The 23,498-nt window shown below is 37.9% G+C and carries 25 protein-coding genes; 15 read left to right on the top strand and 10 right to left on the bottom strand.

Going from position 1 to position 23,498, the window contains the following annotated elements; all coding sequences use genetic code 11:
- Positions 1-33: 33 nt before the first annotated feature.
- Positions 34-339 carry a hypothetical protein gene (locus BBP83_RS13970; protein ID WP_068889592.1) on the bottom strand — a complete coding sequence of 102 codons (306 nt, stop codon included), beginning with the start codon at positions 337-339 and terminating at the stop codon, positions 34-36.
- A 142-nt stretch (positions 340-481) separates the two neighbouring features.
- Between BBP83_RS13970 and BBP83_RS13965 the strand changes: the two genes are divergently transcribed.
- The 3 genes from BBP83_RS13965 to aroC all read left to right on the top strand — a co-directional run bounded on the left by BBP83_RS13965 (position 482) and on the right by aroC (position 3,069).
- Positions 482-874: a lysozyme inhibitor LprI family protein gene (locus tag BBP83_RS13965; RefSeq protein WP_068889590.1), complete on the top strand. Its 393-nt coding sequence runs from the start codon at positions 482-484 to the stop codon at positions 872-874.
- 77 nt (positions 875-951) lie between these two features.
- Complete coding sequence (prmB, locus tag BBP83_RS13960) at positions 952-1,962, top strand: 50S ribosomal protein L3 N(5)-glutamine methyltransferase (RefSeq protein ID WP_068889588.1); 1,011 nt, start codon at positions 952-954, stop codon at positions 1,960-1,962.
- A gap of 12 nt (positions 1,963-1,974) precedes the next feature.
- Positions 1,975-3,069, top strand: coding sequence for a chorismate synthase (gene aroC / locus BBP83_RS13955; protein WP_068889586.1), 1,095 nt, complete (start codon positions 1,975-1,977; stop codon positions 3,067-3,069).
- Positions 3,070-3,866: 797 nt separating this feature from the next.
- Here aroC and BBP83_RS13950 read toward each other — a convergent pair.
- Entirely contained in the window at positions 3,867-4,646 is a 780-nt protein-coding gene (locus BBP83_RS13950; protein ID WP_068889584.1) for a hypothetical protein, read from the bottom strand.
- A 406-nt stretch (positions 4,647-5,052) separates the two neighbouring features.
- On the opposite strand from BBP83_RS13950, the gene BBP83_RS13945 reads away from it, so the two are divergent.
- The gene (locus tag BBP83_RS13945; RefSeq protein WP_068889583.1) at positions 5,053-6,285 is read left to right on the top strand and encodes a D-amino acid dehydrogenase; all 1,233 of its coding nucleotides are present in this window, start codon (positions 5,053-5,055) and stop codon (positions 6,283-6,285) included.
- Positions 6,286-6,388: 103 nt separating this feature from the next.
- Here BBP83_RS13945 and BBP83_RS13940 read toward each other — a convergent pair whose 3' ends face one another.
- Entirely contained in the window at positions 6,389-7,033 is a 645-nt protein-coding gene (locus BBP83_RS13940; protein ID WP_068889581.1) for an A1S_1983 family putative colistin resistance protein, read from the bottom strand.
- 99 nt (positions 7,034-7,132) lie between these two features.
- Here BBP83_RS13940 and ispF point away from each other — a divergent pair, with 99 nt between their 5' ends.
- Positions 7,133-7,621: a 2-C-methyl-D-erythritol 2,4-cyclodiphosphate synthase gene (gene ispF / locus BBP83_RS13935; protein WP_068889579.1), complete on the top strand. Its 489-nt coding sequence runs from the start codon at positions 7,133-7,135 to the stop codon at positions 7,619-7,621.
- Here ispF and BBP83_RS13930 read toward each other — a convergent pair.
- From BBP83_RS13930 to BBP83_RS13920, 3 genes are all read right to left on the bottom strand, one after another.
- The gene (locus BBP83_RS13930; protein ID WP_068889577.1) at positions 7,609-8,133 is read right to left on the bottom strand and encodes a protein tyrosine phosphatase family protein; all 525 of its coding nucleotides are present in this window, start codon (positions 8,131-8,133) and stop codon (positions 7,609-7,611) included. The genes ispF and BBP83_RS13930 overlap by 13 nt on opposite strands.
- Before the next feature lie 77 nt (positions 8,134-8,210).
- Positions 8,211-9,302 (bottom strand): 3-deoxy-7-phosphoheptulonate synthase, encoded by a 1,092-nt coding sequence (locus tag BBP83_RS13925; RefSeq protein WP_068889610.1) that lies wholly within the window; start codon positions 9,300-9,302, stop codon positions 8,211-8,213.
- A 126-nt stretch (positions 9,303-9,428) separates the two neighbouring features.
- Positions 9,429-10,337, bottom strand: a complete 909-nt coding sequence (locus BBP83_RS13920) for a sulfite exporter TauE/SafE family protein (RefSeq protein WP_068889575.1) — start codon at positions 10,335-10,337, stop codon at positions 9,429-9,431.
- A gap of 353 nt (positions 10,338-10,690) precedes the next feature.
- On the opposite strand from BBP83_RS13920, the gene lpxB reads away from it, so the two are divergent.
- Positions 10,691-11,866: a lipid-A-disaccharide synthase gene (lpxB, locus tag BBP83_RS13915; protein ID WP_068889573.1), complete on the top strand. Its 1,176-nt coding sequence runs from the start codon at positions 10,691-10,693 to the stop codon at positions 11,864-11,866.
- A gap of 29 nt (positions 11,867-11,895) precedes the next feature.
- Here the strand turns inward: lpxB and BBP83_RS13910 are convergent, their stop codons facing one another.
- A complete protein-coding gene (locus BBP83_RS13910; RefSeq protein ID WP_068889571.1) occupies positions 11,896-12,843 on the bottom strand; it encodes an AraC family transcriptional regulator in 948 nt (315 codons plus the stop codon).
- Positions 12,844-13,036: 193 nt separating this feature from the next.
- Here BBP83_RS13910 and BBP83_RS13905 point away from each other — a divergent pair, with 193 nt between their 5' ends.
- From BBP83_RS13905 to BBP83_RS13875, 7 genes are all read left to right on the top strand, one after another.
- Positions 13,037-14,236 carry an alkane 1-monooxygenase gene (locus tag BBP83_RS13905; protein ID WP_068889570.1) on the top strand — a complete coding sequence of 400 codons (1,200 nt, stop codon included), beginning with the start codon at positions 13,037-13,039 and terminating at the stop codon, positions 14,234-14,236.
- Positions 14,237-14,364: 128 nt separating this feature from the next.
- Positions 14,365-14,832 carry a Cys-tRNA(Pro) deacylase gene (gene ybaK / locus BBP83_RS13900; protein ID WP_068889568.1) on the top strand — a complete coding sequence of 156 codons (468 nt, stop codon included), beginning with the start codon at positions 14,365-14,367 and terminating at the stop codon, positions 14,830-14,832.
- 220 nt (positions 14,833-15,052) lie between these two features.
- Positions 15,053-15,679: a 2'-5' RNA ligase family protein gene (locus BBP83_RS13895; RefSeq protein ID WP_245669764.1), complete on the top strand. Its 627-nt coding sequence runs from the start codon at positions 15,053-15,055 to the stop codon at positions 15,677-15,679.
- Positions 15,676-16,197 (top strand): bifunctional adenosylcobinamide kinase/adenosylcobinamide-phosphate guanylyltransferase, encoded by a 522-nt coding sequence (cobU, locus tag BBP83_RS13890; RefSeq protein ID WP_068889565.1) that lies wholly within the window; start codon positions 15,676-15,678, stop codon positions 16,195-16,197. The genes BBP83_RS13895 and cobU overlap by 4 nt, the downstream gene beginning before the upstream one ends.
- The gene (gene cobT / locus BBP83_RS13885) at positions 16,194-17,246 is read left to right on the top strand and encodes a nicotinate-nucleotide--dimethylbenzimidazole phosphoribosyltransferase (protein ID WP_068889563.1); all 1,053 of its coding nucleotides are present in this window, start codon (positions 16,194-16,196) and stop codon (positions 17,244-17,246) included. The genes cobU and cobT overlap by 4 nt, the downstream gene beginning before the upstream one ends.
- 28 nt (positions 17,247-17,274) lie before the next feature.
- Entirely contained in the window at positions 17,275-17,877 is a 603-nt protein-coding gene (locus tag BBP83_RS13880) for a histidine phosphatase family protein (protein ID WP_068889561.1), read from the top strand.
- Positions 17,874-18,617, top strand: coding sequence for an adenosylcobinamide-GDP ribazoletransferase (locus BBP83_RS13875; RefSeq protein ID WP_068889559.1), 744 nt, complete (start codon positions 17,874-17,876; stop codon positions 18,615-18,617). The genes BBP83_RS13880 and BBP83_RS13875 overlap by 4 nt, the downstream gene beginning before the upstream one ends.
- A 113-nt stretch (positions 18,618-18,730) precedes the next feature.
- Here the strand turns inward: BBP83_RS13875 and BBP83_RS13870 are convergent, their stop codons facing one another.
- Positions 18,731-19,900, bottom strand: coding sequence for a ribosomal protein uL16 3-hydroxylase (locus tag BBP83_RS13870; protein ID WP_068889557.1), 1,170 nt, complete (start codon positions 19,898-19,900; stop codon positions 18,731-18,733).
- A gap of 360 nt (positions 19,901-20,260) precedes the next feature.
- Between BBP83_RS13870 and BBP83_RS13865 the strand changes: the two genes are divergently transcribed.
- Positions 20,261-21,073 (top strand): hypothetical protein, encoded by an 813-nt coding sequence (locus BBP83_RS13865; RefSeq protein ID WP_245669763.1) that lies wholly within the window; start codon positions 20,261-20,263, stop codon positions 21,071-21,073.
- A gap of 66 nt (positions 21,074-21,139) precedes the next feature.
- On the opposite strand, the gene BBP83_RS13860 is transcribed toward BBP83_RS13865, so the two are convergent.
- Positions 21,140-21,733, bottom strand: coding sequence for a Maf family protein (locus BBP83_RS13860; RefSeq protein WP_068889556.1), 594 nt, complete (start codon positions 21,731-21,733; stop codon positions 21,140-21,142).
- On the bottom strand, positions 21,733-22,116 hold the full coding sequence (locus tag BBP83_RS13855; protein WP_068889554.1) for a DUF2237 family protein: 384 nt from the start codon (positions 22,114-22,116) through the stop codon (positions 21,733-21,735). Before BBP83_RS13855 ends, BBP83_RS13860 begins: the two co-directional genes overlap by 1 nt.
- Positions 22,117-22,255: 139 nt before the next feature.
- Between BBP83_RS13855 and BBP83_RS13850 the strand changes: the two genes are divergently transcribed.
- The gene (locus BBP83_RS13850) at positions 22,256-23,443 is read left to right on the top strand and encodes a phosphoglycerate kinase (RefSeq protein ID WP_068889552.1); all 1,188 of its coding nucleotides are present in this window, start codon (positions 22,256-22,258) and stop codon (positions 23,441-23,443) included.
- Positions 23,444-23,498: the final 55 nt, after the last annotated feature.

Here is a 23,498-nt window from a genome sequence, read left to right as displayed (position 1 = left end):
TAAATAGGGCTAAAAAGGGTGCTACACGTAGAACTACAAGGTAAATTTAATTTTCATCGCTGTTTTTTGTTGCAAAAGTTGTTTATTGCTTTGAATATGCTGATCAATTAAACACAATACCGATTCATGCATAAAACCATGCGCATAGCCTTTCACAATAATAATGCTTGGAAAACTGAAAAATAAATGTTTTGCATCTTCAAGGGTTGCTGTTTGAAAAATATCTTTTTCGACCAGTAGTTGCTGAAAGAATATTTTTTCTTGAATGACAACGGGTGTTTGTTCGTCATCCCAATAATTCTGGCGCATGGCCATTAGATTATTATGTTTATAGCTCATATCTGCCTTAAGTGATAATAGAAATATAACGATATATGACGTTTATTTTTTTATTTTCAATTGGACTTTTGAAAGCCTTTTGAAAAATGATATAAACGTTTCATAAATTTTATAAATATTTGCTGTTTTGGGGAATTCAACAATGAAACTTTTTATTCAGGGTATTGTTTTGTGCTGTGCAGGGCTATCTATGCAAAGTTTTGCATTGGGCTATTCAAAAAAATTTGAAGTTTGTATGCGCTCAGTTTCAAATCAGACAGAGGGCATTAAAAAGTGTCAGATTAAAGAATTAAAAATACAAAATAAACGAGTCAAAAAGCTATATAAATATACGTTTAAAAATGCAAATCCAATAGAAAAGTCTTTAGTTGAACAGATGCAGAGCAAATGGTATCAGCAACGTGAGCGTGCTTGCAATTTAACGGATAAGAAACCCAGAAACTATACAGTGAATCATTCAAGTTGTGCGCTTCAAATGACTTTGTCACATGCCGATATGTTAGAAGTACGTTCGGGTAATAAAGTTTTGAAGTAATATTTTTCAAAAAAATCCAGTAAAACTAAGGTATCATAAGGCGTTTTTTTAAAATATCGACCTTGGAGAAGCCTTAAGTGGATCGACTGACTATTAGCCCTGAATATTTACAGGAAGCCGCTGAAAATTTAACTACTATTCGTGATTTTATCCGTTTTGGTGTTACAGCATTACGTCAACACGATGCACATTTAGGTCAAGGCACAGAAGATTTTTTTGCTGAAAGTTCAGCCTTAGTTTTGCAAAGCATGTCTTTAGAATGGCAGGCAAATGCAGAAATTATTGATGCAAAACTTTTACCGAGTGAAAAAGCTGAATTTTTAGCATTGTTAGAACGTCGCATCAATGAACGTATGCCAACATCATATTTGTTGAATTTGGCATATTTTGATGGCAAACCATATTATGTCGATGAGCGTGTGCTTATTCCACGTTCACCAATTGCAGAATTAATTCAAAACCGTTTTGCACCATATTGTTTAGATGAAAATCATCAGCCACGTGAAGGCGTAAACAATCTTCCTGAAAACCTAAACCCTAAAATGCCACGTCGTATTTTGGATATGTGTACAGGTTCGGGTTGTATCGCTATTGCTTTGGCATATGCTTTCCCAGAAGCAGAAATTGATGCAACAGATTTATCTAAAGATGCTTTGGAAGTGGCTCAAATTAACTGTGAACATCATAATCAACAATTCCAAGTGGCATTGCTTGAATCTGACCTGTTCGATAAAATTCCTGCTGAAAATCAATATGATTTAATCGTGTCTAATCCGCCTTATGTCGATGCAGAAGACATGGCTGATTTACCCGATGAATTCCATCACGAACCTGAAATGGCGCTTGCTGCAGGGCAAGATGGTTTAGATTTGGTACGTAAAATGTTGGCTCAAGCGGCAGATTACTTGACTGAAGATGGTCTAATTGTCATTGAAGTGGGTAATTCTGAATGGGCGATGAAGCAGAATTTTAATACCATTGATTTTTATTGGTTACAATTCCAAAAAGGCGGTACAGGGATTTTTGCATTAACCGCAGAACAATGTCGTAAATACCGCGATTTATTCGTCCAATCTATTCAAGCATAAGGAGTCGCTAACATGGCAGGTAATAGTATAGGGCAACTCTTCCGTGTAACGACTTGTGGCGAATCTCATGGTGTAGGTCTCATGGCTATTGTGGACGGTGTTCCGCCTGGTCTTGAACTAACAGCAGACGATTTACAAAAAGATTTAGACCGTCGTAAACCGGGTACCTCTAAATTTGCGACACAACGTAAAGAACCTGATGAAGTTGAAATTATTTCAGGCGTATTTGAAGGTAAAACCACAGGTACACCGATTGGCCTTTTGATTCGTAATACAGATCAAAAATCTAAAGACTACGGTAATATTGCGCAAAGTTTCCGCCCAGGCCATGCAGACTATACCTATACACAAAAGTACGGTTTTCGTGATTACCGTGGTGGTGGCCGTTCTAGTGCACGTGAAACAGCGATGCGTGTTGCTGCAGGTGCAATTGCCAAAAAATTCTTATTTGAAAAATTTGGTATAAATGTTCGTGGTCATGTGACACAAATTGGCACTGAAAAAGCTCAAAAATTAGATTGGAATGAAGTTCCAAATAATCCATTTTTTTGTGGCGATGTTGAAGCTGTTCCGCGTTTTGAAGCCCTAGTGACGTCATTGCGTGAACAAGGCACCAGCTGTGGCGCAAAGCTAGAAATCTTGGCGGAAAAAGTACCTGTCGGATGGGGCGAGCCTGTATTTGACCGTTTAGATGCAGATATTGCCCATGCCATGATGTCAATTAATGCCGTCAAAGGTGTTGAAATTGGTGATGGTTTTGCTGTCGCAGCGCAGTTTGGTCATGAAACACGTGATGAAATGACGACCGAAGGTTTCCTTGCAAATCATGCAGGGGGTATTTTAGGCGGTATTTCGAGCGGTCAGACTATTCGTGTGGCAATTGCTTTAAAACCGACGGCATCGATTACCACATCAGGTAAAACCATTAATATTGATTGTGAAAATACGGATGTACTGACTAAGGGGCGTCATGACCCATGTGTAGGTGTACGTGCAACACCAATTGCAGAAGCAATGCTCGCGATTGTATTGATGGATCATTTTATGCGTCATCGTGCACAAAATGCAGATGTGGTTGCACCCTTTGCACCGATTGAACCTAAATAATACGATAAATTGATTTTGAATAAATAAAAGCCAGACTAAATGTCTGGCTTTTATTTATCTTTGGTTTTAAAACGTTTTGTGAGTCGCCAGCAAATTACTCTTTAGTGTAAGCCCAATACATCTTTAAATTTGTACGTTAGGTAACGTACTCATTACCCAAAATTCAAATTTTGACTGTGTTAAACCATCCTTTAATTGCCCTAAAGTATATCTGTAGAAATAGAGACATTTTGTATAGATCCTCAATTACAAAATACAGGTTTAGGAAGGCAATTCTTAGTTTTTGTAGAGAAATATTTAAATCAATTTTTTGAACATTATAAATATATGCGGAAATATGGTGTTCAATTTGTTGCTTTATCCAGTCAATTGCTAATTCAGGGCAAATTTGACTTGTTTCACAGAGTAATGGCCCATGTGTCGTGGTTCGTGTAACAGATTTAGAGTTTTTTACGCTTTGGGTTCCGAATCTGAGGACGGATTTGAGTTTGACGGAACAATAATACAACCTGAAAGAAGTGAAACCATACTGGTGAATATAGTGTTATTTTTCATTATTAATGCAGCCTAAAGATTTATTTTTATGAATTGTTGCTTATTTTTGGGAGCTATAATCACATAGAAGATATAAAAAGTAAATTTAAGCACATTTTTTCTGAAATTATTCAAGTGAATTTTTTTTAGGTAAATGGGTTGGTAATATTGAATAGAAAAAGTATGTTCAATATTTAAGGGCATAGTTTGTATAATAAGTTCAAAGAAAAAATCAGTTAAAAATAAACTCTTAGATTTAAATTTTATTGAAAATGTAGCGCTTCAATTTTGTGTAAAAGTTTTAATTTCGCTTCGTCGATCAGTGTGGGGTTCGTCGCATTTGATAAATTAGATGCTAGTTTTTCTTCTAAAAAGTATTTGATACGTTCTGCATTGGCGCCAGATGGATGTGGGAAACCATCTAAAATTTGTTGTTCTTTTAAATAGCCTAAGCTAGATAAAAAATACAGGACTTCGCTCACACTTTTACCTAAAGGGATATAGACCACATTACTATTCATTTGAGAGATCTCAGGTAAAAAGTAAGCATCGATATGCTGTTTTAAAAACACATTTTTCAGCATATTGGGTGATGATCCTGCATAATTTTTTCCATTGATTAGAATGCAGTGTTTTAGTAAGGAGGTCATATGTGCTATAGATTGATTTTCATGAAATAATACTTGAGTACTATGAATTCCAAGTTTGGTATGTAGGCCAATGTGGTCTAGTATTTTGACTAAATTGGCACGCATTGGGCCACTAAAAGCTCCTGTTGATTTTGTGCGCTTTAAAATGGTATCCAGTGGCAGATTTTGTTTTAAACCCGCTTGGGCTTCGCGTAGTGCGTTGTGCCATTGAATTTGACCGGGACAGATTCCAACTAAAACAACTTTGGCTTCGGTATTCATGCTTTCAAATGGTGCATAAAAACTGCTTAAGTTCCCATATTGACCAATTTTCAATAATTCAGTTTCTGTGAGTTCATATAAAGAGTGCTTTTGGATAATTTCAGAAAAATCAGTTAAATGATAAGTGCGCATAAATGAATATGAATAAAGTCAGATTAGAATTATAAATCATTTATGGTTTTTTATTAGTTCATTAAGGTACAGGGTTGAATAAATTAAGAAGGAGTAAAAAGATCATAAAATCAAAATAATGCTAGGCATTAGTATAAAAACTACCCATATTATAAGTAGGAGTTATAAGTAGGAGTTATTTGTAGGAGAGGCGCGTAGAATACGTTCGCCGAAGGAGCAAAGTCTCAGGCCAAAAATTGTAATAATGACAACATTCTAAAGAGAAATATCTACAAAAAATACTCAGCAAAGAGAGAAGATGAGTCAGAGAGCTTTCTGATTTTAATCGAAGCTTCTAGGTAACGATGACAGATGAGGTACATCATTATTTAAAATTTAAAGTGTGTGTACATTTTAAGGAGTGCTTATGTGTCACATTATTGTCATTGGCGCTGGAATAACGGGCGTTACAACGGCTTATGAACTGAGCCTTTTGGGTTATCAAGTCACCGTGGTTGATAAACATTTATATCCAGCGATGGAAACGTCATTTGCCAATGGTGGTCAATTGTCTGCCTGTAATGCGGAAGTATGGAATCAAAAAGCCACCGTGCTCAACGGTATAAAATGGATGTCACAAAAGTCTGCACCTTTGCTTTTGAATCCTAGTTTTAGTATGCATAAATATGCATGGCTACTCGAATTTATGGGCAATATTAAACACTATAAAGCCAATAGCCAAGAAACAGTCAGAATGGCATTGTTGGCACGGCAACGATTATTTGAAATAGCAGAAAAAGAAAAGATTGAATTTAACTTAGAAAAACGTGGCATTTTACATTTTTATCATAACAAAGTGGAATATGACACGGCAATAAAAGTGAATGAGATGTTATGTGAAGGTGGTCTAGAACGTTATGCCGTGACAAACCAAGAAATGCAATCGATAGAACCCAGTTTGAGGGGGAGTTATTATGGCGGTTTTTATTGCCCAGGTGATGCAACAGGAGATATTCATAAGTTTACGATGGGTTTGGCTGAGACTACACAACGATTAGGTGTAAAGTATTTATTTGGTATGGATGCTTCAGCGATACATCTTAATGAACAAGGGGTTAGAGTTCTACTTAAACCCAGTGATGAAAATATGGAAAAGCCAGCAAATACCATTGAAATACTCAATGCAGATGCACTGGTCATTTGTGGTGGTGTAGGGAGCTATCATTTAGCAGAAATGTTAGGAGATCGAGTTAATATTTACCCAGTTAAAGGCTATTCAATTACAGTCGAGCTGAAAGATAGCACAAGTCAACAGCATGCGCCGTGGGTTAGTTTATTGGATGAAAGCGCCAAGATTGTGAGCTCTCGATTAGGTATAGATCGTTTAAGAGTTGCAGGAACGGCTGAGTTTAATGGTTATAATCGTGATATTCGTTCTGATCGTATACAGCCTTTAATTGATTGGCTACATCGAAATTTTGACTTATCAACTGAGTTTGCCATTCCTTGGGCGGGACTAAGACCGATGATGCCGATTGTGAATAGAGGGAAACGGGAGCGTGTTTTTTATAATACAGGACATGGTCATTTGGGTTGGACGCTGTCGGCCGCAACAGCAGTCATGATCAGTCAGCAAATTGCGCAGAGTCATCCCATATAACAGTAATTTAGACCCTAATTGTAATGAATAAATCTCTAGAGTTTTATTTGAATTAGTTGATGTTGGAAAGGTTTAGCCTAAATTGACCATGTCTAATATGCAATTAATCATATAAGCGGTAAACACCTGCAAAGCGTTCACAGCCTTTTTGACTAGTTTTTACAGATAATAAGGCTTTACTGTAATTAAACTGATATTGACAGTCATGTTCATTGTCAGTGATAGCACTCTTTTGCTCGGGCGTGGTATAAGCTAAAAAGGACACTGTTTGCGTATCAAGACGGTTATTCGGACTACGATAGGCAATTCCTTCCACCTTAATACGGTCTTTACTGAGCTGATGCACCTTCAAATGCACTTGCTGTTTGGCAAAATGACCATTTTCAAATTTTAAATAATGTTGAGTTAAGCTTTGATTCAGTGACACAAAAATATTTAAGTCATCTGCTCGTAAATCTATTTGCTGTTTAAGGCAAGTCATACTTTTACATTGCTGTAAGCGCTGAAGCCACATTTTGTGTGTGTCTTGCACAATACGAATGGGTGCATCTGTCACTAATAATGCGGTGAGATAGAGATTATCTAAATGTTCACGTTGTTCATGCAAAGCGACTGAGCAAATTTTATGATTTGCATTCTGACCAGATGCAGAGCAATCGATTGGGGTGGCAAAAATGGCATGGGAATAAAAAAAGCCAAGGCCAAGTAGGGTGGTTTTGATGATATTTATATCAGTTTTCAACAGCATGATCGCTTATACTTTCACTATGTTGCGCTTGTACTCACTATAGCGAAATTGAAAGTGTGAATACAAGATTTCAATCATTTATTTCTAAAGGAAAATGTCGTGGCTGCACAAATTAGAATCGGTCAAGGACTTGATGTACATGCTTTTGAAGAAGGTAATTTTGTAACGCTAGCAGGTGTGCAAATACCACACACGCACGGTTTGAAAGCACATTCCGATGGTGATGTGGTTTTACATGCACTTTGTGATGCACTCTTGGGCGCATTGGCTCTTGGCGATATTGGACAGCATTTCCCAGACACCGACCCGAATTTTAAAGATGCTGACAGTAAAGTTTTACTTAAACATGTCTATCAACTTATTTTAGACCGTGGCTATCTACTCAATAACGCGGATATCACTGTAGCGTGTGAGCGCCCAAAATTGGCTAAACATAATTTAGAAATGCGTCAAAGCATTGCTGATGTGTTAAATGTAGATGTGACTCAAGTGAGCATAAAAGCAACGACCACTGAACAATTAGGGTTCACTGGTCGTCAAGAAGGTATTCTTGCTATGGCAACGGTGCTGATTTCTCACGCAAAATGATCTGGGTGAATCAGTGAATGCTGCAATTCTTTGGTCGCTTTACGGCCTTGGAGTTGTAGTGCGACTGCATGAATTAGACCAGTCCATGTTGCATTGGGTTCCCAGACCTGATGCATCAAGTCTTGCGCCACAGGCATCTCTATATCCATAAAATATTGACGATACAAGTAGATTAAACTAGAGACACGAAAATTTTGAGTGCAGTGTACCCAAATGATTTGTTCTTGAATCAAATGATCGATCATGTCTAAAACCAATAAACACTGCTCGTCAGAAGGTGTATCCCATAAAATAGGCAGTTGAATATAGTTCAGACCTAATTCAAGACAAATACGATCTTCATTTTCCAAATGATTACTGTCATCTGTTAAGGCTAAATTTACAACTGTAGTAACGCCGTATTCTTTAATTAGCCTAAGTTGTTCAGCAGTAGGCTGTCCAGATGTAAACAAGTGCTCATGAATAAACTGGAAGCTTTCTATTTGGCTTAAACCATTTTCAATTTCATTCATAAAATTATTTATGCTTTCATGTCATGAGGCAACTATAAAGTAAAAACGCCATCTTGACGATGGCGTTTTTACTGTTCTTAACGTTTTGGTAAAACGTCTTTGAGTGCTTCATGCATCTCAAGCAAGGCTTTCTCGGTGGTTTCCCAATCGATACAGCCATCAGTAACTGATTTACCATATTCTAAAGCGTTTAAATCGCTAGGGATGTCCTGACGACCACCTTTTAAATGACTTTCAACCATTAAACCAACAATTGATTTATTGCCATCTAAGATTTGCTCTGTAATATTTTTAAGCACCAGTGGTTGTAAGTACGGGTCTTTATTCGAATTAGCATGACTGGCATCAATCATTATTTTATTGCTGACTTTTGCTTTTGCTAAGGCGGTTTCTGCTTCTGCAACAGAGCCTGCGTCGTAGTTAGGTTTACCGTTACCACCACGTAATACCACGTGTGCATACGGATTACCGCTAGTATGAATAACCGAAACTTGCCCTTGATCGTTTAAACCGAGGAAGCTATGGCCATGTTTTACAGATTGCATTGCATTGGTTGCAACTGTTAAACCGCCGTCTGTACCATTTTTAAAGCCAACAGGTGAAGATAAACCTGAAGACATTTCACGGTGAGTTTGGCTTTCTGTTGTACGTGCACCAATAGCAGACCAAGAAATTAAGTCTTGATAGTATTGTGGCGAGTTTGGATCAAGTGCTTCAGTTGCACAAGGTAAGCCTTTTTCGTTCAATTCACGAAGTAATTGACGACCAATACGAAGACCTTTTTCAATATTGAAAGAGTCGTTCATATCTGGGTCATTAATCAGACCTTTCCAACCGACTGTAGTACGTGGTTTTTCAAAATAAACCCGCATTACCACATAAATAGTATCTTTAATTTTGTCGCTAAGTACCTTTAAGCGGTCTGCATATTCGTGAGCTGCCACTGTGTCGTGAATAGAGCATGGGCCGATCACGATAAATAAACGCTTATCATTGCCGTCTAAAATATTTCGGACAGTCTCGCGACCTTTTACAACGGTCTGATAGGCAGTTTCAGTCAAAGGTACTTCTTTTTTGAGTTCCGCTGGTGTCACAAGGGGCTGAATGCTTTTTACATTCACGTCATTGATATCTGATTGAGTAATTGAGTTTGACTGTTGTGTATTCATTGCCGTCACTGGTTGTTCATACAAAAGGTTGTTTCATGAGCTGAATATAACATGAATGGTGCATGGCATTGTTATAAAAAAGATCAATGAGTTGGTTTAAAAAAAGTGATGAATCGTAAAGATAATTTAAACATTCACGTTTTTATCAGTATTTATAGCATGACTTGGCACACTAAAAGTAGCCGTTGGTTTTTCTACTGGTTTAGATTTTACAGGGTGAAGAATAAAATTAATACCCAAAGCAAAAAGAGTAATTCCTAAAATTTTACGAATCAGTTTTTCAGGCAAACGTGAACTGATGAGTGTGCCAATGATAATGGCAGGAATAGAACCACAGAGAAGCCACCCGAGAAGATGGAAGTCTACATTGCCTGAGGTCATATGCCCCATACCTGCAACGAAGGTTAAGAGCACGGCATGTACCACGTCTGAACCAATAATTCGAATCATGGGTAGATTTGGAAACATCAAAACTAAGGCCATAATGCCAAAAGCGCCTGCACCGACCGAAGACAAGGTCACGAAAACACCTAAAATGATGCCCATAATAATAATATAAACGCGCTTGTTCTTTGCTTGAAAATTCACATGCTCTAGATCGGCAGTCATATCATCCATGACGTTGGCATTTCGAAATTTATTAAAGAATTTTTCAATATGTCCACGGAACATAATGGACAGGCCTGTTAAGGTCAGCATAAAACCTAAAACTGTCGTTAATACTGCTTTATAACTTGTTGATTGGCTTAAATAGTTGTCTAAAACCCAGTGCGTTGCAAAAGACGCAGGAAGACTGCCAATAGCCAACCAAATAACAATTGGCCAAACAATATTTAATTTTTTTGCATGCACCAAAGAACCGCAAAATTTAGAGATTGCGGCATAAAGTAAATCTGTACCAATAGCGATATGAGGTTCAATTCTAAAAAGACTAATTAAAATGGGCGTCATGAGAGAACCGCCGCCGACACCTGTAATGCCAACGCAGAAACCCACCAATACACCCGCTATAATAAACTCTAAAGGACCAAACATGGACATATGCCAAATATCAAAAAACATGGATATGTTATGATTGTTTTTTATAAGATGTTGTCTTGATTGTTGATTAACTTATGCTAAAAAATGATAAAGCTAGCCAAAAGTATACTTTTATAAGCTGATGTTTAAATTCTAGGAACGAGCAGACCTAGCTAAATCCAATAGAGCAGGATCTACAACCTTTAAAATTTATAAAGTTTTTTGATGTAACCATTGTGCCTTTTAATTCATCAAATAGGGTTTTTAAAAATCGTTATTTTACTGAGCCTAATGCTTAAGATATAAAAATATAGGACTATGCTAAAATGTGGCAGCTTTAAATAGAACAGCCTGATGAGGATTAAAACTTGCAAAATCGGAAACTTAAAATTGGCATCGTAGTGGGTGAAGTATCGGGTGATACCTTAGGTGCAAAGTTGATTCGTCGTTTTCGTGAGCAGGGCATAGATGCCGAATTTGAAGGTATTGGCGGTCCGCAAATGATCGCTGAAGGCTTTAAAAGTTATTATCCGATGGATATTTTGTCGGTCATGGGTATTGTTGAAGTACTGAAAGATATTAAAAAGTTATTTGCAGTCCGTGATGGTCTAGTCGACACATGGTCAAAAAATCCTGTCGATGTGTTCGTTGGTATTGATGCGCCAGATTTCAACTTACGTCTATCCAAAAGTTTGAAACAAAAACAGTTGCCTATTAAGACCGTGCAATATGTGAGTCCTTCGGTTTGGGCATGGCGTCAAGGGCGTGTACATGGCATTAAGGCATCTATTGATTTAGTTTTGTGTTTATTTCCTTTTGAAAAAACCTTTTTCAAAAAATGGGATGTGCCTGCGGCTTTTGTGGGGCATCCTTTGGCCAGTCAATTGCCGTTACAGAACCCAATTGCAGAGGCCAAAGCCGAATTAAGTTTAAATGTAGAGCAAAAACATATCGCACTTTTACCAGGGAGTCGACGTGGTGAAGTAGAACGGCTTGGCCCATTGGTATTAGATGCAGCTCAGATTGTGATGCAAAAACATCCTGAATATATTTATTTGATTCCAGCAATTAATGATGCGCGGAAACAGCAAATAGAAGCCTTACTGAATAGTTATCCTGCTGCATTCAAAGCACAAGTACAGTTAATGGAAAATACAGAAACTGAATCTAAAATTGGTCGTCAGGTGATGAATGCGTCAAATATTGTCGCGTTGGCATCGGGTACGGCAACTTTAGAAGCAATGTTATTACACCGTCCGATGGTGACTTTTTATAAATTGAATTGGCTGACTTATCAAGTGGTTAAATTTCTTATTAAGATTCCTTATTATTCTTTGCCCAATATTATTGCAGGTAAAAAAGTGATTCGGGAACTGATTCAAAAAGAAGCAACCCCTGAAAACTTAGCTATTGAAATTGAAAAACTGATGAATGTAGAAACCGCACAAATTCAAGCAATGCAACATATTACAATGCATAAACAATTGCTTGCAGGAAATAGTGAAGACCCTGTTCAGGCGATTTTAAATCTGCTTGAATCTTAGATAAATAGAGATAAAGCAATTTTAGTCATTTATTGGATTTTAAGTTTGGACTGAAACTGTTGTCGATACTGGCTTGGCGTAAGGTCAAAAGTTCGTTTAAAGGTCTGACTAAAGGCTGTTTCCGAAGAATAACCGACTTTATGGGCAATTTGTTGAATAGAAAATTGCCCTTGTCTTAAGTGTTGTGAGGCTAAACGTAGACGATGTTGTTGTAGATAAGCCAATGGGGTTTCACCAATCATTTGGGTAAATAAATTGGCAAATTTTGAGCGAGACATACAACATTGTTCGGCAAGGCTTTCAACTGTCCATACTTGTTCTGGTTGGCCATGAATGACGGCTAAAGCATTTGATAATTCAGGATGAGAGAGCGCATTTAGCCAGTTTTTTGAGTCCCTCAATTGGGCAATATAATCACGGACACATTCAATAAATAAAATACTCACCAGATGATCTAATATTTTGTCACGCCCAGGACGAATTTGATGGGCTTCAACAGCTAAAAATTGTAGGCCAATTTGGAGCCATTCAGGCGCGGTACTACTCAGAATATGTTGAATATGCATATATTGAGGTAGGGCATTAAACAGGGGTTTTGCCATAATGCTATCAATATGACCGCGTATGGCTAAAATTAAGCATTCCTGATGTTGTGGCTTTTCATCTGACTGTAATTCAATGGTTTTATGGCGTTTTTCATTAAAGAGTGAGGTGATATTCAGCGCATCGTTAAAAACCTGATTTTTTGAGGCGGTACAAAGATGTTTTTGTCCCGATGGGATTAAGATTAAGTCGCCAGCTTCAAGTGCAATAGTCTTTTGATCTAAATGTAAAATGCATTGGCCCTGCATAATAACGTAGGCAATAATGGCGCCTTGGTCATGATACTGAAAAGCCCAATTATTTTTAGCTTTCAAATAGATATATTCAGATTGGTTTAAATGAATATCGTCAAAAATTTTACTTAAAGCATCCATGTTTTATCATTCTATATTTCATTGTGTACGGGCCAGTTTAATAGGGAAACATAGCCATTGATGTGTTTATAGGTCAAGTTATATCAGAAAAAGCCAAAGACTTTCACATAGTTTTTTTGGACGGTTAAGACTGTTATTTAATGTCTATTTCTACAAATATAAGAAGAGAAAAAGAAATAGGAAAGTCCTGCACATGAATGCACCCGTAAAGCTGAGTCCAGAACAACGAGATCGCCATGTTTTTGGCCATCAAATAGATAAGAAACGTTATGGTTGGTTGTTAAGTCCCGCATTGCCTGCTATTGGCATAGGAATTTTGGCAGGCTACCATTTTGGCCCCAAACTGACTAAAAAAGTATTTGCACTGGGTGGCCCGTTGCTACTCCATATCATTATTCCAACAGTCGATGCCTTGGTTGGTGCAGACGATAACAATCCGACTGATGACGATATTAAAGTCTTAGTGAATGATCCGTATTATGACCGTATTGTCAAACTCTTCATTCCGTTACAAATGGCGGCCAATGTATTTGCAGGATATGTCGTTACCCGTAAAGAAGTTTCTTTTTTAGATCAGATTTTATTAGGCATTTCGATGGGAGCAATTAATGGTGTGGGGGTAAACACTGCACATGAATTGAGCCATCGTCCAAATAAAACAGATCATTATTGGTCACATGCGACCTTAATGCCTTTGGCTTATAACCATTTCCGTATTGAGCATCCTTATGGCCATCACAAACGGGCAGCAACACCAGAAGACCCAGCATCGTCTAAAATGGGGGAAAGCTTCTATGAGTTTTGGCCACGCACCGTATTTGGTGGTTTAAAATCGGCAATTGAAATTGAAGAAAAACGCTTAAAACGTAAAGGTTTGTCTTTTTTTAGCAAAGAAAATGAGTTATTTCATGGTTGGGCCATGAGTGCAGGATTTCATGCAGGGATGGTGTCGCTATTTGGCAAAAAAGTCACACCATATTTGTTGACGCAAGCTTTTTATGGTGTGAGTTTGTTTGAGGTAATTAATTATATTGAACATTATGGTTTAAAACGCGAGCAAAAAGCCGATGGCAGTTATGCGCGAACCATGCCTGAACACAGTTGGAATAATAATAATATTGTGACCAATTTATTTTTATACCAGTTACAACGTCATTCAGATCATCATGCTTATCCGACACGGCCATTCCAAGCTTTGCGCCATTTTGATGAAGCGCCAGAGCTTCCAAGTGGTTATGCAACTATGCTTATTCCTGCTTTAATTCCAAGGCTTTGGTTTAAAATGATGGACAAGCGCGTTTTTGAGCATTATGACGGCGATTTAAGTAAGGCCAATATATCTGCAAAGCGCCGTGGTCGTATATTCAAAAAATTTGGATTAACGGACGCCTAAAGTTTTCATTGATGTAAAGAGAAAAGGTGCTTGATGTGCCTTTTTTTATTGCTATTGAATCAATTGATTCCAAGTAATTTGAAAAAGAATATAATGACAGCATTGTTTTTAGTAAATTTTGAAACGAAATGACACCAGCTTGCAAACTTTTAAAATCGAATAAAATTGAATTTTCTATTCATGAATATAACCATGACCCAGATGCGAAAAGCTTTGGTTTAGAAGCTGCAGAAAAATTGGGCTTAAATGTTGAAGAAGTTTTTAAAACCTTAATGGTTACAGATGAAAAAAACTTTTTTGTGGCGGTATTGCCCGTAAGTTATCAGTTAAGTTTAAAGAAAGTTGCTTCTGCCTTTGGTTGTAAAAAATTAAAAATGGCAGACCCGAAAGATGCAGAACGTTTAACGGGCTATTTGGTGGGTGGTATTAGCCCTGTAGGTCAAAAGAAACGGTTAAAAACAGTCATTGATGCATCCGCAGAAAATTTAGCGAAAATGTATGTGAGTGGTGGAAAACGTGGTTTAGATATTGGTTTAAAACCGCAGGATTTAGCCAAAGTATTGGGTGCAAATTTTGTTGATGTTATTGATGAATAATTGAGTTGTATTGCACCGAATGATGGGGCAAATGTTTGAGTCTGAATATTGAATAATCACTGAATAAGATCGGGTATTGGGTTCTAGTGGTGTTCTAAAACCGTGAAAGAGTGGCATGAATCGTATTGAGTTGAACGATGAAAATTGTTCAATAAACAGATGTGCCTTGTATGCAAAATTCATGATTAAATAGCCGATCTTATTTTATTGTGAATTTTGCGTGTTTCTTTTGCCCGCTATGCCTGTTGTACCGACAATTGCTCAGGATTATCCCGATTGGCATAAAGGTCGCTCACAATTTAGCTTATGGTATGTAGAAATCCATCAACCTGAATTATTAGACTATTTGGAACAGTTGCGTTGTTCTTTTTCGGACTTATTATTTACACCAAACACGCGCCAATTTCATATTACGTTATTTGTGTGTGGGTTTTTAAATCAGCGACAGATTTATAATGATGATTTTTCTGTAGCCAAATTCAATCAACAATTACAGCAATTGCAGTTGTTTAATATAAAACCGTTCAGATTAAAAATAGGCAAAATGAATAGTTTTGAAAGTGCTTTGTTTATTGAAGTTGAAGACTCATCTCAAACACTAAATTTAATTCGTCAGCAACTCAAGCAAAGTGCTAACGAAATTGCGCCATTAAATTATTGTCCGCATATTACCCTTGGTTTATATGCTGATCATTTGAATAGTGATGAGGTTTTTGAGCGGATTAAGAAAATACAACAACATAGCTTTGAATTTGATGTGAAACAGCTGACTTTTGGGACGTATGTGGCACAAGAGCTACAAGGGCCGTTATCTGTGTATCAGCAATTCAATTTGGGGGACTTATGATTCAGCTTATTTTAGGCGGTGCGCGTTCTGGGAAAAGCCGATTGGCCGAACAAACCGCCATTTTATCTACACTGCCAGTCACTTATATTGCAACAGCCCAAGCATGGGATGATGAAATGCAAGAGCGTATTACTCATCATCAAGCCCAACGTCCAGCAACGTGGAATCTTGTTGAAGAACCCCTTTATTTAGCAGATTGTTTGAAGAAGATAGATCAGCCTGAACAGGTCATATTGGTCGATTGTTTGACGCTCTGGATGAGCAATGTATTGATGCATGACAATGCACAGCTTCAACAAGATGAATGCAAAAAATTGCTCGACATATTACCGCATTTACAATCTGATATTCTTTTGGTCAGCAATGAAACGGGTTTGGGCGTTGTTCCAATGGGACAAATTAGCCGTAAATTTGTCGATGAGTCGGGGCGTTTACATCAGCAACTCGGTCAAATTTCTGACAAAGTGATATTTTGTGTTGCAGGTTTTCCCATGATTTTAAAAGGAGATAAAGTGTGAATTGGTGGTTAGAAGCATGTCAAATACCGAATGAAGAAGCCCGACTACAAGCTGAAGCACGTCAGCTTCAATTGACCAAGCCAACAGGTTCATTGTCTGAGCTTGAACGTACTGCGGTCACCTTAGCATCTTTACAAAATTCGGCAAAACCCAATGTGAATTCACCATGGATCACTATTTTTGCGGGCGATCATGGGGTGATGGAAGAAAATATTTCGGCCTATCCTCAAGCGGTGACGCGTCAAATGCTACAAAATTTCACTTCTGGTGGGGCATGTATTAGCGTTATTGCCAAAGAATATAACGCGGCTTTACAAGTCATTGATTGCGGTTCTGTGGGAGAACCTTATGAATATGTTGGGGTAGAGCGCCATTGTATTATTTCGGGTACGGCCAATTTTGCAAAACAAGTGGCAATGACTGAAGAGCAGTGCAGGCAAGCCATGCAATTGGGGCTTTTGAGTGCTGAAAAAGCGCTAGAAAATGGCGCTTCAATTTATATTGCTGGTGAAATGGGTATTGGGAACACTTGTTCTGCTTCAGCAGTTGCATGCTTTTTGTTAAATGAACCCGCAGAACAGTTAACAGGTGTTGGTACGGGCATTCGTGCAGAACAATTGGCGCATAAAAAAAATGTGATTGATCAAGCTTTGGCATTGCATAAAAATTATGTGGGAACAGATACTTTTAAAGCCCTATGTGCTGTGGGTGGGTTGGAAATTGCTGCCATGACAGGGGCGTATATTCGTTGCGCGCAAATTGGCTTACCTATCGTTGTTGATGGCTTTATTAGTACTGTATCTGCATTGGTTGCTGTGCATTTAAACCCAGCTGTGCGTGATTGGATGCTATTTGGACATCAATCTGCAGAATATGGTCACCGCCGTTTGTTGAATGAATTAAGTGCTGCACCATTGCTTAAACTCAACTTACGTTTGGGTGAAGGTAGCGGGGCTGGTGCTGCATTGGGCATCATTAAACTAGCGTGTAGTCTGCATAACAACATGGCGACTTTTGCTGAAGCTGCTGTTATTGGCGATAAAATTTAAGTCATATTTTAGGATATTTGAAAATCACATGTTGCAAATTGATCTGCTTCGGCACGGTAAAACAGAATTGAGCCATACGCTACGTGGGTCTACCGATGATGCTTTAACGCCAGAAGGTTGGCAACAAATGCAACAGACGTTGATGCAATCTTTGGCAAAGCAAATTCAGTGGGATGTGATTTTCAGTTCGCCTTTGCAACGCTGTTATAGTTTTGCTGTTCATACGGCAAAGACGCTGAATTTGGAACTCATTTTGACACCTTTAATGCAAGAAATGCATTTTGGTGATTGGGAAGCCATTTCTACGCAACACCTTTATGAAACTGTGCCTGAAGCACTCGAACAGTTTTGGTTAAAACCAAGCACATTTACGCCACCGAATGCTGAAAGTTTATTGGCATTTGAACAGCGAGTAATCAATGGGCTAGATCATATACAAAATATGATGGCACAAAAGGGCTATCAACGGGCTTTGGTCATTACCCATGGTGGGGTTATTAAATTATTAAAATGCAAAGCCTTAAAACAACCGTTGGATGATTTGTTAAAAATGAGTGCAGAATTGGGGCAGTTAAACCATTTTGCATTTAGTACTACAGATCAGATTCAATTGCTAGAGCAACAACAATGACAGCATTTTGGATAGCATTACAGTTTTTAACCACATTCCCTGTGCAATTAAAAGCCATGCCCACGCCACAACAAAATGGACAGTCTTTGCTGTTTTATCCAGTGGTCGGACTCATGATTGGTGTAATTCTATTTGCTATAGCCAGCGTACTACATGCCGTTCCTATTGTTTTATTGTCCAGTATTCTTTTGGTTATTTGGATTTGGCTAACAGGTGGGTTACATCTAGATGGTTTAGCCGATACAGCAGATGCGTGGGTGGGCGGTTTGGGTGATGCTGAACGTACACTCAAAATTATGAAAGACCCTGCATGTGGGTCGATTGGTGTTCTTAGTTTAATTATTATTTGTATATTGAAATGGTCAGCCATTTATTTGTTATTACAAAAGCAAATGTATATCGCCTTATTATTGTTTCCTGTACTGGGTCGTGTCGCACCTCTCATTTTATTTTTGACCACAAATTATGTACGAGCCAAAGGCTTAGGCAGTTCAATTGCCAGCACGATGCCACGTAAAAGTGCGTGGTTATTGGTTATGGTCATTGTATGTGGATCATTTTACTTTTCATGGCTTGGGTTAATCGCTTGTATGAGTATGCTTATCGGACTTTGGTACTTACGCCGTAAATTTATTCAGCGGATTGGCGGAATTACAGGGGATACAGTTGGCGCGAGTATTGAAATTATTGAATGCATCAGTCTATTGGTATTTACCATGGGTAGTTTTTATTTACGATAAATAATAGGCGTAAACCAATCAGTAATTATGAAGATACTCTGCCATTTAAAATAAAAAAAGAGGGTTCAATAACCCTCTTTTTTCTAAATTTAGATTTTATTTATAAAAATGACTTATTCATCTGTTTCTGAAGGCATAAGCATGATTACAGAATCATTTAAAAGTTGCGCAATATCTTCCAAAATATCTTGATCAAATAATGCTTCATTTAAAGCAACAACCTCGCCATCGGCCAGTTGTTTAAGTACAGGTGCAAATTGTTCTGAAATACCAACACCTTCACCATTGGCCCAGAACAATAATTCGCCGTCTTCATATGTATAAAGTAAGCGTGATGCAGGCTCTAGCATCAATAAATAGCCTTGTTCCAAAGCTTCTTCTAAATCTCCCGTACCAACTTCTTCGGCTTCTGGCACATTGTCTGGGTATTTTGGCTCAGACATGAGGCTCATAATGGCATCGTCAAGGACTGTTGAATTTTGCAATTGTGCCAACAGTTTTTCTTTCAGATAGTCCAATTCATGTTGCGTGATTTGTCCAATCGCATTTTGCTGATTGCGAAGAACATCGGTCAGTGGGTTTTTTAGTAATTGATTATCTGAAAATTTATCACTAATACGATCCATCATTTCCGTGACATTTGGCATACGGAAACCAAAAGAGTAAGTTAGGCAGTCGTCTTCTGCAACGCCGTAATGTGCTAAACCCGGTGGCACATACAGTAAATCGCCAGGAGCAAGAATCTCATCAAAATTCACTTCAATTTCTGGCAGTAATTTGAGTGGTTGGCCTGCAACATAATCGGTATCAGCATCGCACATTTGGCCTAGTTGCCAACGACGGTGCCCATAGCCTTGTACTAAAAACACATCGTAAAAGTCAAAGTGCTTACCAACAGAGCCACCTTTTTGCGCATACGACACCATAATATCGTCGCGGCGCCATTGTGGAATAAATGAGAATTTCTTCCACATTTCAGCCAGATCAAATGAATAATGATCAACAGCTTGCACCAATAATGTCCAAAGTTTTGGCATTTTTTGGAAATCGCCTTTAATTAAAGGTGATGATTTCACTGCCCACTGATTAGGATCTTTGTCTTTTTGTTTAATTAAACGGGCACTGATATTTTCTTCTAGTGCAAGTTCCATGACGTCGTTGGGCTCAAGCAGACTCACAATTTCAGGTAAAGCATTACGTACTAGGAGTGGTTTTTTTTGCCAATATTCAGCAAGAAATTGTTCAGCGGTAATGCCGCCAAGAATGTCTAAAGGTTGGGACATGGAAATAGCCTGAGTAAATTAAAACAATAATATGGCTATTGTCTTATGATCGAAGGTAGATGTGCAAGTATCACTTATTTTTATTGTCTTTAAATTATTTTGCATTAAGTAAAATTGGTTTCTTTTGTCTGGAATTTAGGTATAAGAAAAATAATAATGCGGCGTAAAATCAACCTTAAAGTATGTTCCATAATAGTATTCAATAAAATATATTGATGAGTTAGTCTGGCTACCAATTTAGATTATATCAATCAGTTTTATTTTTAGTGATATTAAAGAATAAAGTAAGTTTTTTTAGAATAAATTTTGAAATATAAATAATTTAGATAATAGATATTTGAAATTAAAAGGAAGGGGATAATGAGTTTTAATGTTTTTAACAAACGATTCACAGCAAAGCGACTGTTAATTACATTTTTATCACTACTGGTCGTTTTTGTCGCTTCATTGCTGATCTATGGTTATGACAGTATGCATGCCCCTGAAAAAGTCAAAGCTCGCTTATATGCTTGTGGAAAATTTGGTGATCAGCACATGCTCATTGATAAGCAATACCTGCTTTTTGCAAGAGTGACTTACGAAGGTGTCAATTATTGGGGAAAAAATATCCGCGAAGAGCACAATGCCAAAGGTTGTGATGATCAAATTAAAAGTATTGACTTAAAGGTCAAATGGCCTGATATGACACCTTCTAGCGAAGGATTTAGATTAGATTCTGAAAATAAGAATGATATCACAATAGCATTAACCCAACGCTCAGTTTGGAAGGATGAGTGGGGGAATAAAGACTTCTTTAATTACATGGAGCTTTTAAAAAGGCATTTAAGAAAAGGCATGTTTTCGAGTGGGAAAGAAGTAAGTGAAGAGTGGATGCATGCAACAAAAACCTTTAATTCAGATTTGAAACTCTATGAAATAGAATTAGAAAGTGATGACAGTGTTGCAAAAAAAGTGTATTGGCAGGAGGTCAAAGGTAAAGAGGTAAGTCTCGTTATTGAATGTCTTTATTTTAAAAGTGGATCGACACATTGTGAATTTAATACGCATCAACCCAATTATGGCTTTAATACGAGTGATATCGAGATCTTTTTTCACAGCGAGTTACTGCCATATTGGCAGCAATTAAATCAAGATGCGGTGCAATTAATTCTTTTAAGGTTGCGGAAAAATTGATGAAACGAACAGCACCATTTGAAGCTGTTCGATTTATTAGAAAGAAGCTAAAAATACTTTTATAAATTAAGGAACTAACACCTTTAATTCACGCAAAATATGACATAATTTAATCATTGGCATACCCATCAGTGTAGTCTGGTCATGACCAATCATTTCTTCAAATAAGCTAATACCTAAGCTTTCACATTTAAAGCTACCTGCACAATACAAAGGTTGTTCAACCTCAATATAACGTTCAATTTCAGGCAAACTCAGTTTACGAAATTTAACTTTATAATGTTCAACCAAGGTTTGCTCATAACCAGAAGCTAAATGTTGCACACTCAGCGCCGTACTGAAATAGACAATTTTATCTGAATTGGCTTGTAACTGTTTCACTGCTTTTTCAGAACTAATGGGCTTGCCAATAAATATATCTGGAGCACCTTCACGCCAAGCCACTTGGTCAGAACCAATAACAATAGAATCTGGATGTTGCTCTGCAATAAAGCGCGCTTTTTCAAAAGCCAAACGTTTCGCTAAATCATCGGCATGGCTTTCGCCACGGGGTGATTCATCAATATTCGGTACAATAGACAGGTAATCAATGCGTAAACGATCCATTAAATCTTTACGGGTTTGGCTACTTGAAGCCAAAATAATTTTTTGAGTACTCATTACACTGCATATTCCATTAATACATTAAGCGGAACATAAGACAGAACCGCTTGATGACATGCTTGTATTTTAATAGGCGGAGCAATACCTGCTTGGTATGCATCTACCCACCGAGTCACACAAATACACCAAAAATCGCCGGGTTGCAGGCCGTTAAAACCAACTTCTGGTAAAGGAGTCGTTAAATCATTCCCCGTTTTTTGAGAATAACTTAAAAACTCTGAGGTCATTTGGGCACACATTGTATGTTGTCCCAAATCTGTCGGTGCAGTATGACAAAAACCATTACGAAAATATCCCGTAATTGGGTCAAAGCAACAACTCGCCAAAGGTTCGCCTAAAACGTTTAAACGATTAAGATTTGGATCAGGATGAATCGACATAAGCGCTGAATCTTTAGGGGGCTTTTGACTATGATAGCAAAACTTTTGGTTTTGATGCCTTTTATACAAAAGAAGCTAACGTTTTTTTGCATAATCATTTAGAATCTTGGCGTTTTGATATCAATAAAGAGAGCTATAGATGAACTTTCAGCGTATGACTGACCTAGATTTAGCAGGCAAGCGTGTTCTTATTCGTGAGGACTTAAACGTTCCTGTTAAAAATGGTGTGATTACTAGCGATGCGCGTTTACGTGCGGCATTGCCAACCATTAAAACTGCTTTAGAAAAAGGTGCAGCGGTAATGGTTTATTCTCACCTTGGTCGTCCTGTTGAAGGTGAGCCGAAAGCTGAACAATCTTTGGCACCTGTGGCTGCATATTTAACCGAAGCCTTAGGTCAAGAAGTTAAATTATTGACTGAATATTTAGATGGCGTTGAAGTTCAAGCAGGTCAAGTTGTACTACTTGAGAACTGTCGTTTTAATGTAGGTGAAAAGAAAAATAATCCAGAGCTTGCCGCTAAATATGCAGCGCTTTGCGACGTATTTGTCATGGATGCTTTTGGCACAGCACACCGTGCAGAAGCGTCAACTGAAGGCGTGGCGCGTTTAGCAAAAATTGCCGCTGCTGGCCCATTGTTGGCAACAGAATTAGATGCTTTAGGTCGTGCGCTTAAAACACCTGAAAAACCAATGGCTGCGATTGTTGCTGGTTCTAAAGTGTCGACAAAATTAGATGTTTTAACGTCACTTTCAGACTTGTGTGATCAAATTATTGTGGGTGGTGGTATTGCTAATACTTTCCTCGCCGCTGCGGGCTTCAATGTTGGTAAATCATTGTGCGAACATGATTTAATTGATACAGCAAAAGCCATTGCTGCAAAAGTATCTATTCCATTACCAACAGACGTTGTTGTGGCTGATGCTTCAGAAATTAACTTTGATGATTTCCTTGGTTCTTTGGCTGCAGCAAAAGCAGTTGTGAAAAAAGTAGAAGACGTTACAGACAATGACATGATTTTAGATGTTGGCCCAGAAACTGCAAAAATGTTTGCCGAAATTTTAAAAACCTCTAAAACCATTCTTTGGAATGGCCCAGTTGGCGTATTTGAAGTTGACCAATTTGGCGAAGGCACAAAAGCATTGTCTTTAGCCATTGCTGAATCGGAAGGTTTCTCTATTGCGGGTGGTGGTGACACTTTAGCTGCAATTGATAAATACCAAGTTGCAGACAAAATTGGCTACATTTCTACAGGTGGCGGTGCATTCCTTGAGTTTGTTGAAGGTAAAACCTTACCCGCTGTTGCAGTTTTGTTAGAACGCGCTTAATTTTTAAAATGAAGTAAATGAAAAGGCTGACATCTGTTCAGCCTTTTTTATTGAA

The organism is Acinetobacter celticus, assembly GCF_001707755.1.
In the GTDB taxonomy this organism is placed as follows: Bacteria; Pseudomonadota; Gammaproteobacteria; order Pseudomonadales; family Moraxellaceae; genus Acinetobacter; species Acinetobacter celticus.
Note: the sequence above shows the minus strand (reverse complement) of the source record. Positions and strands in the feature narration are given on the sequence as shown.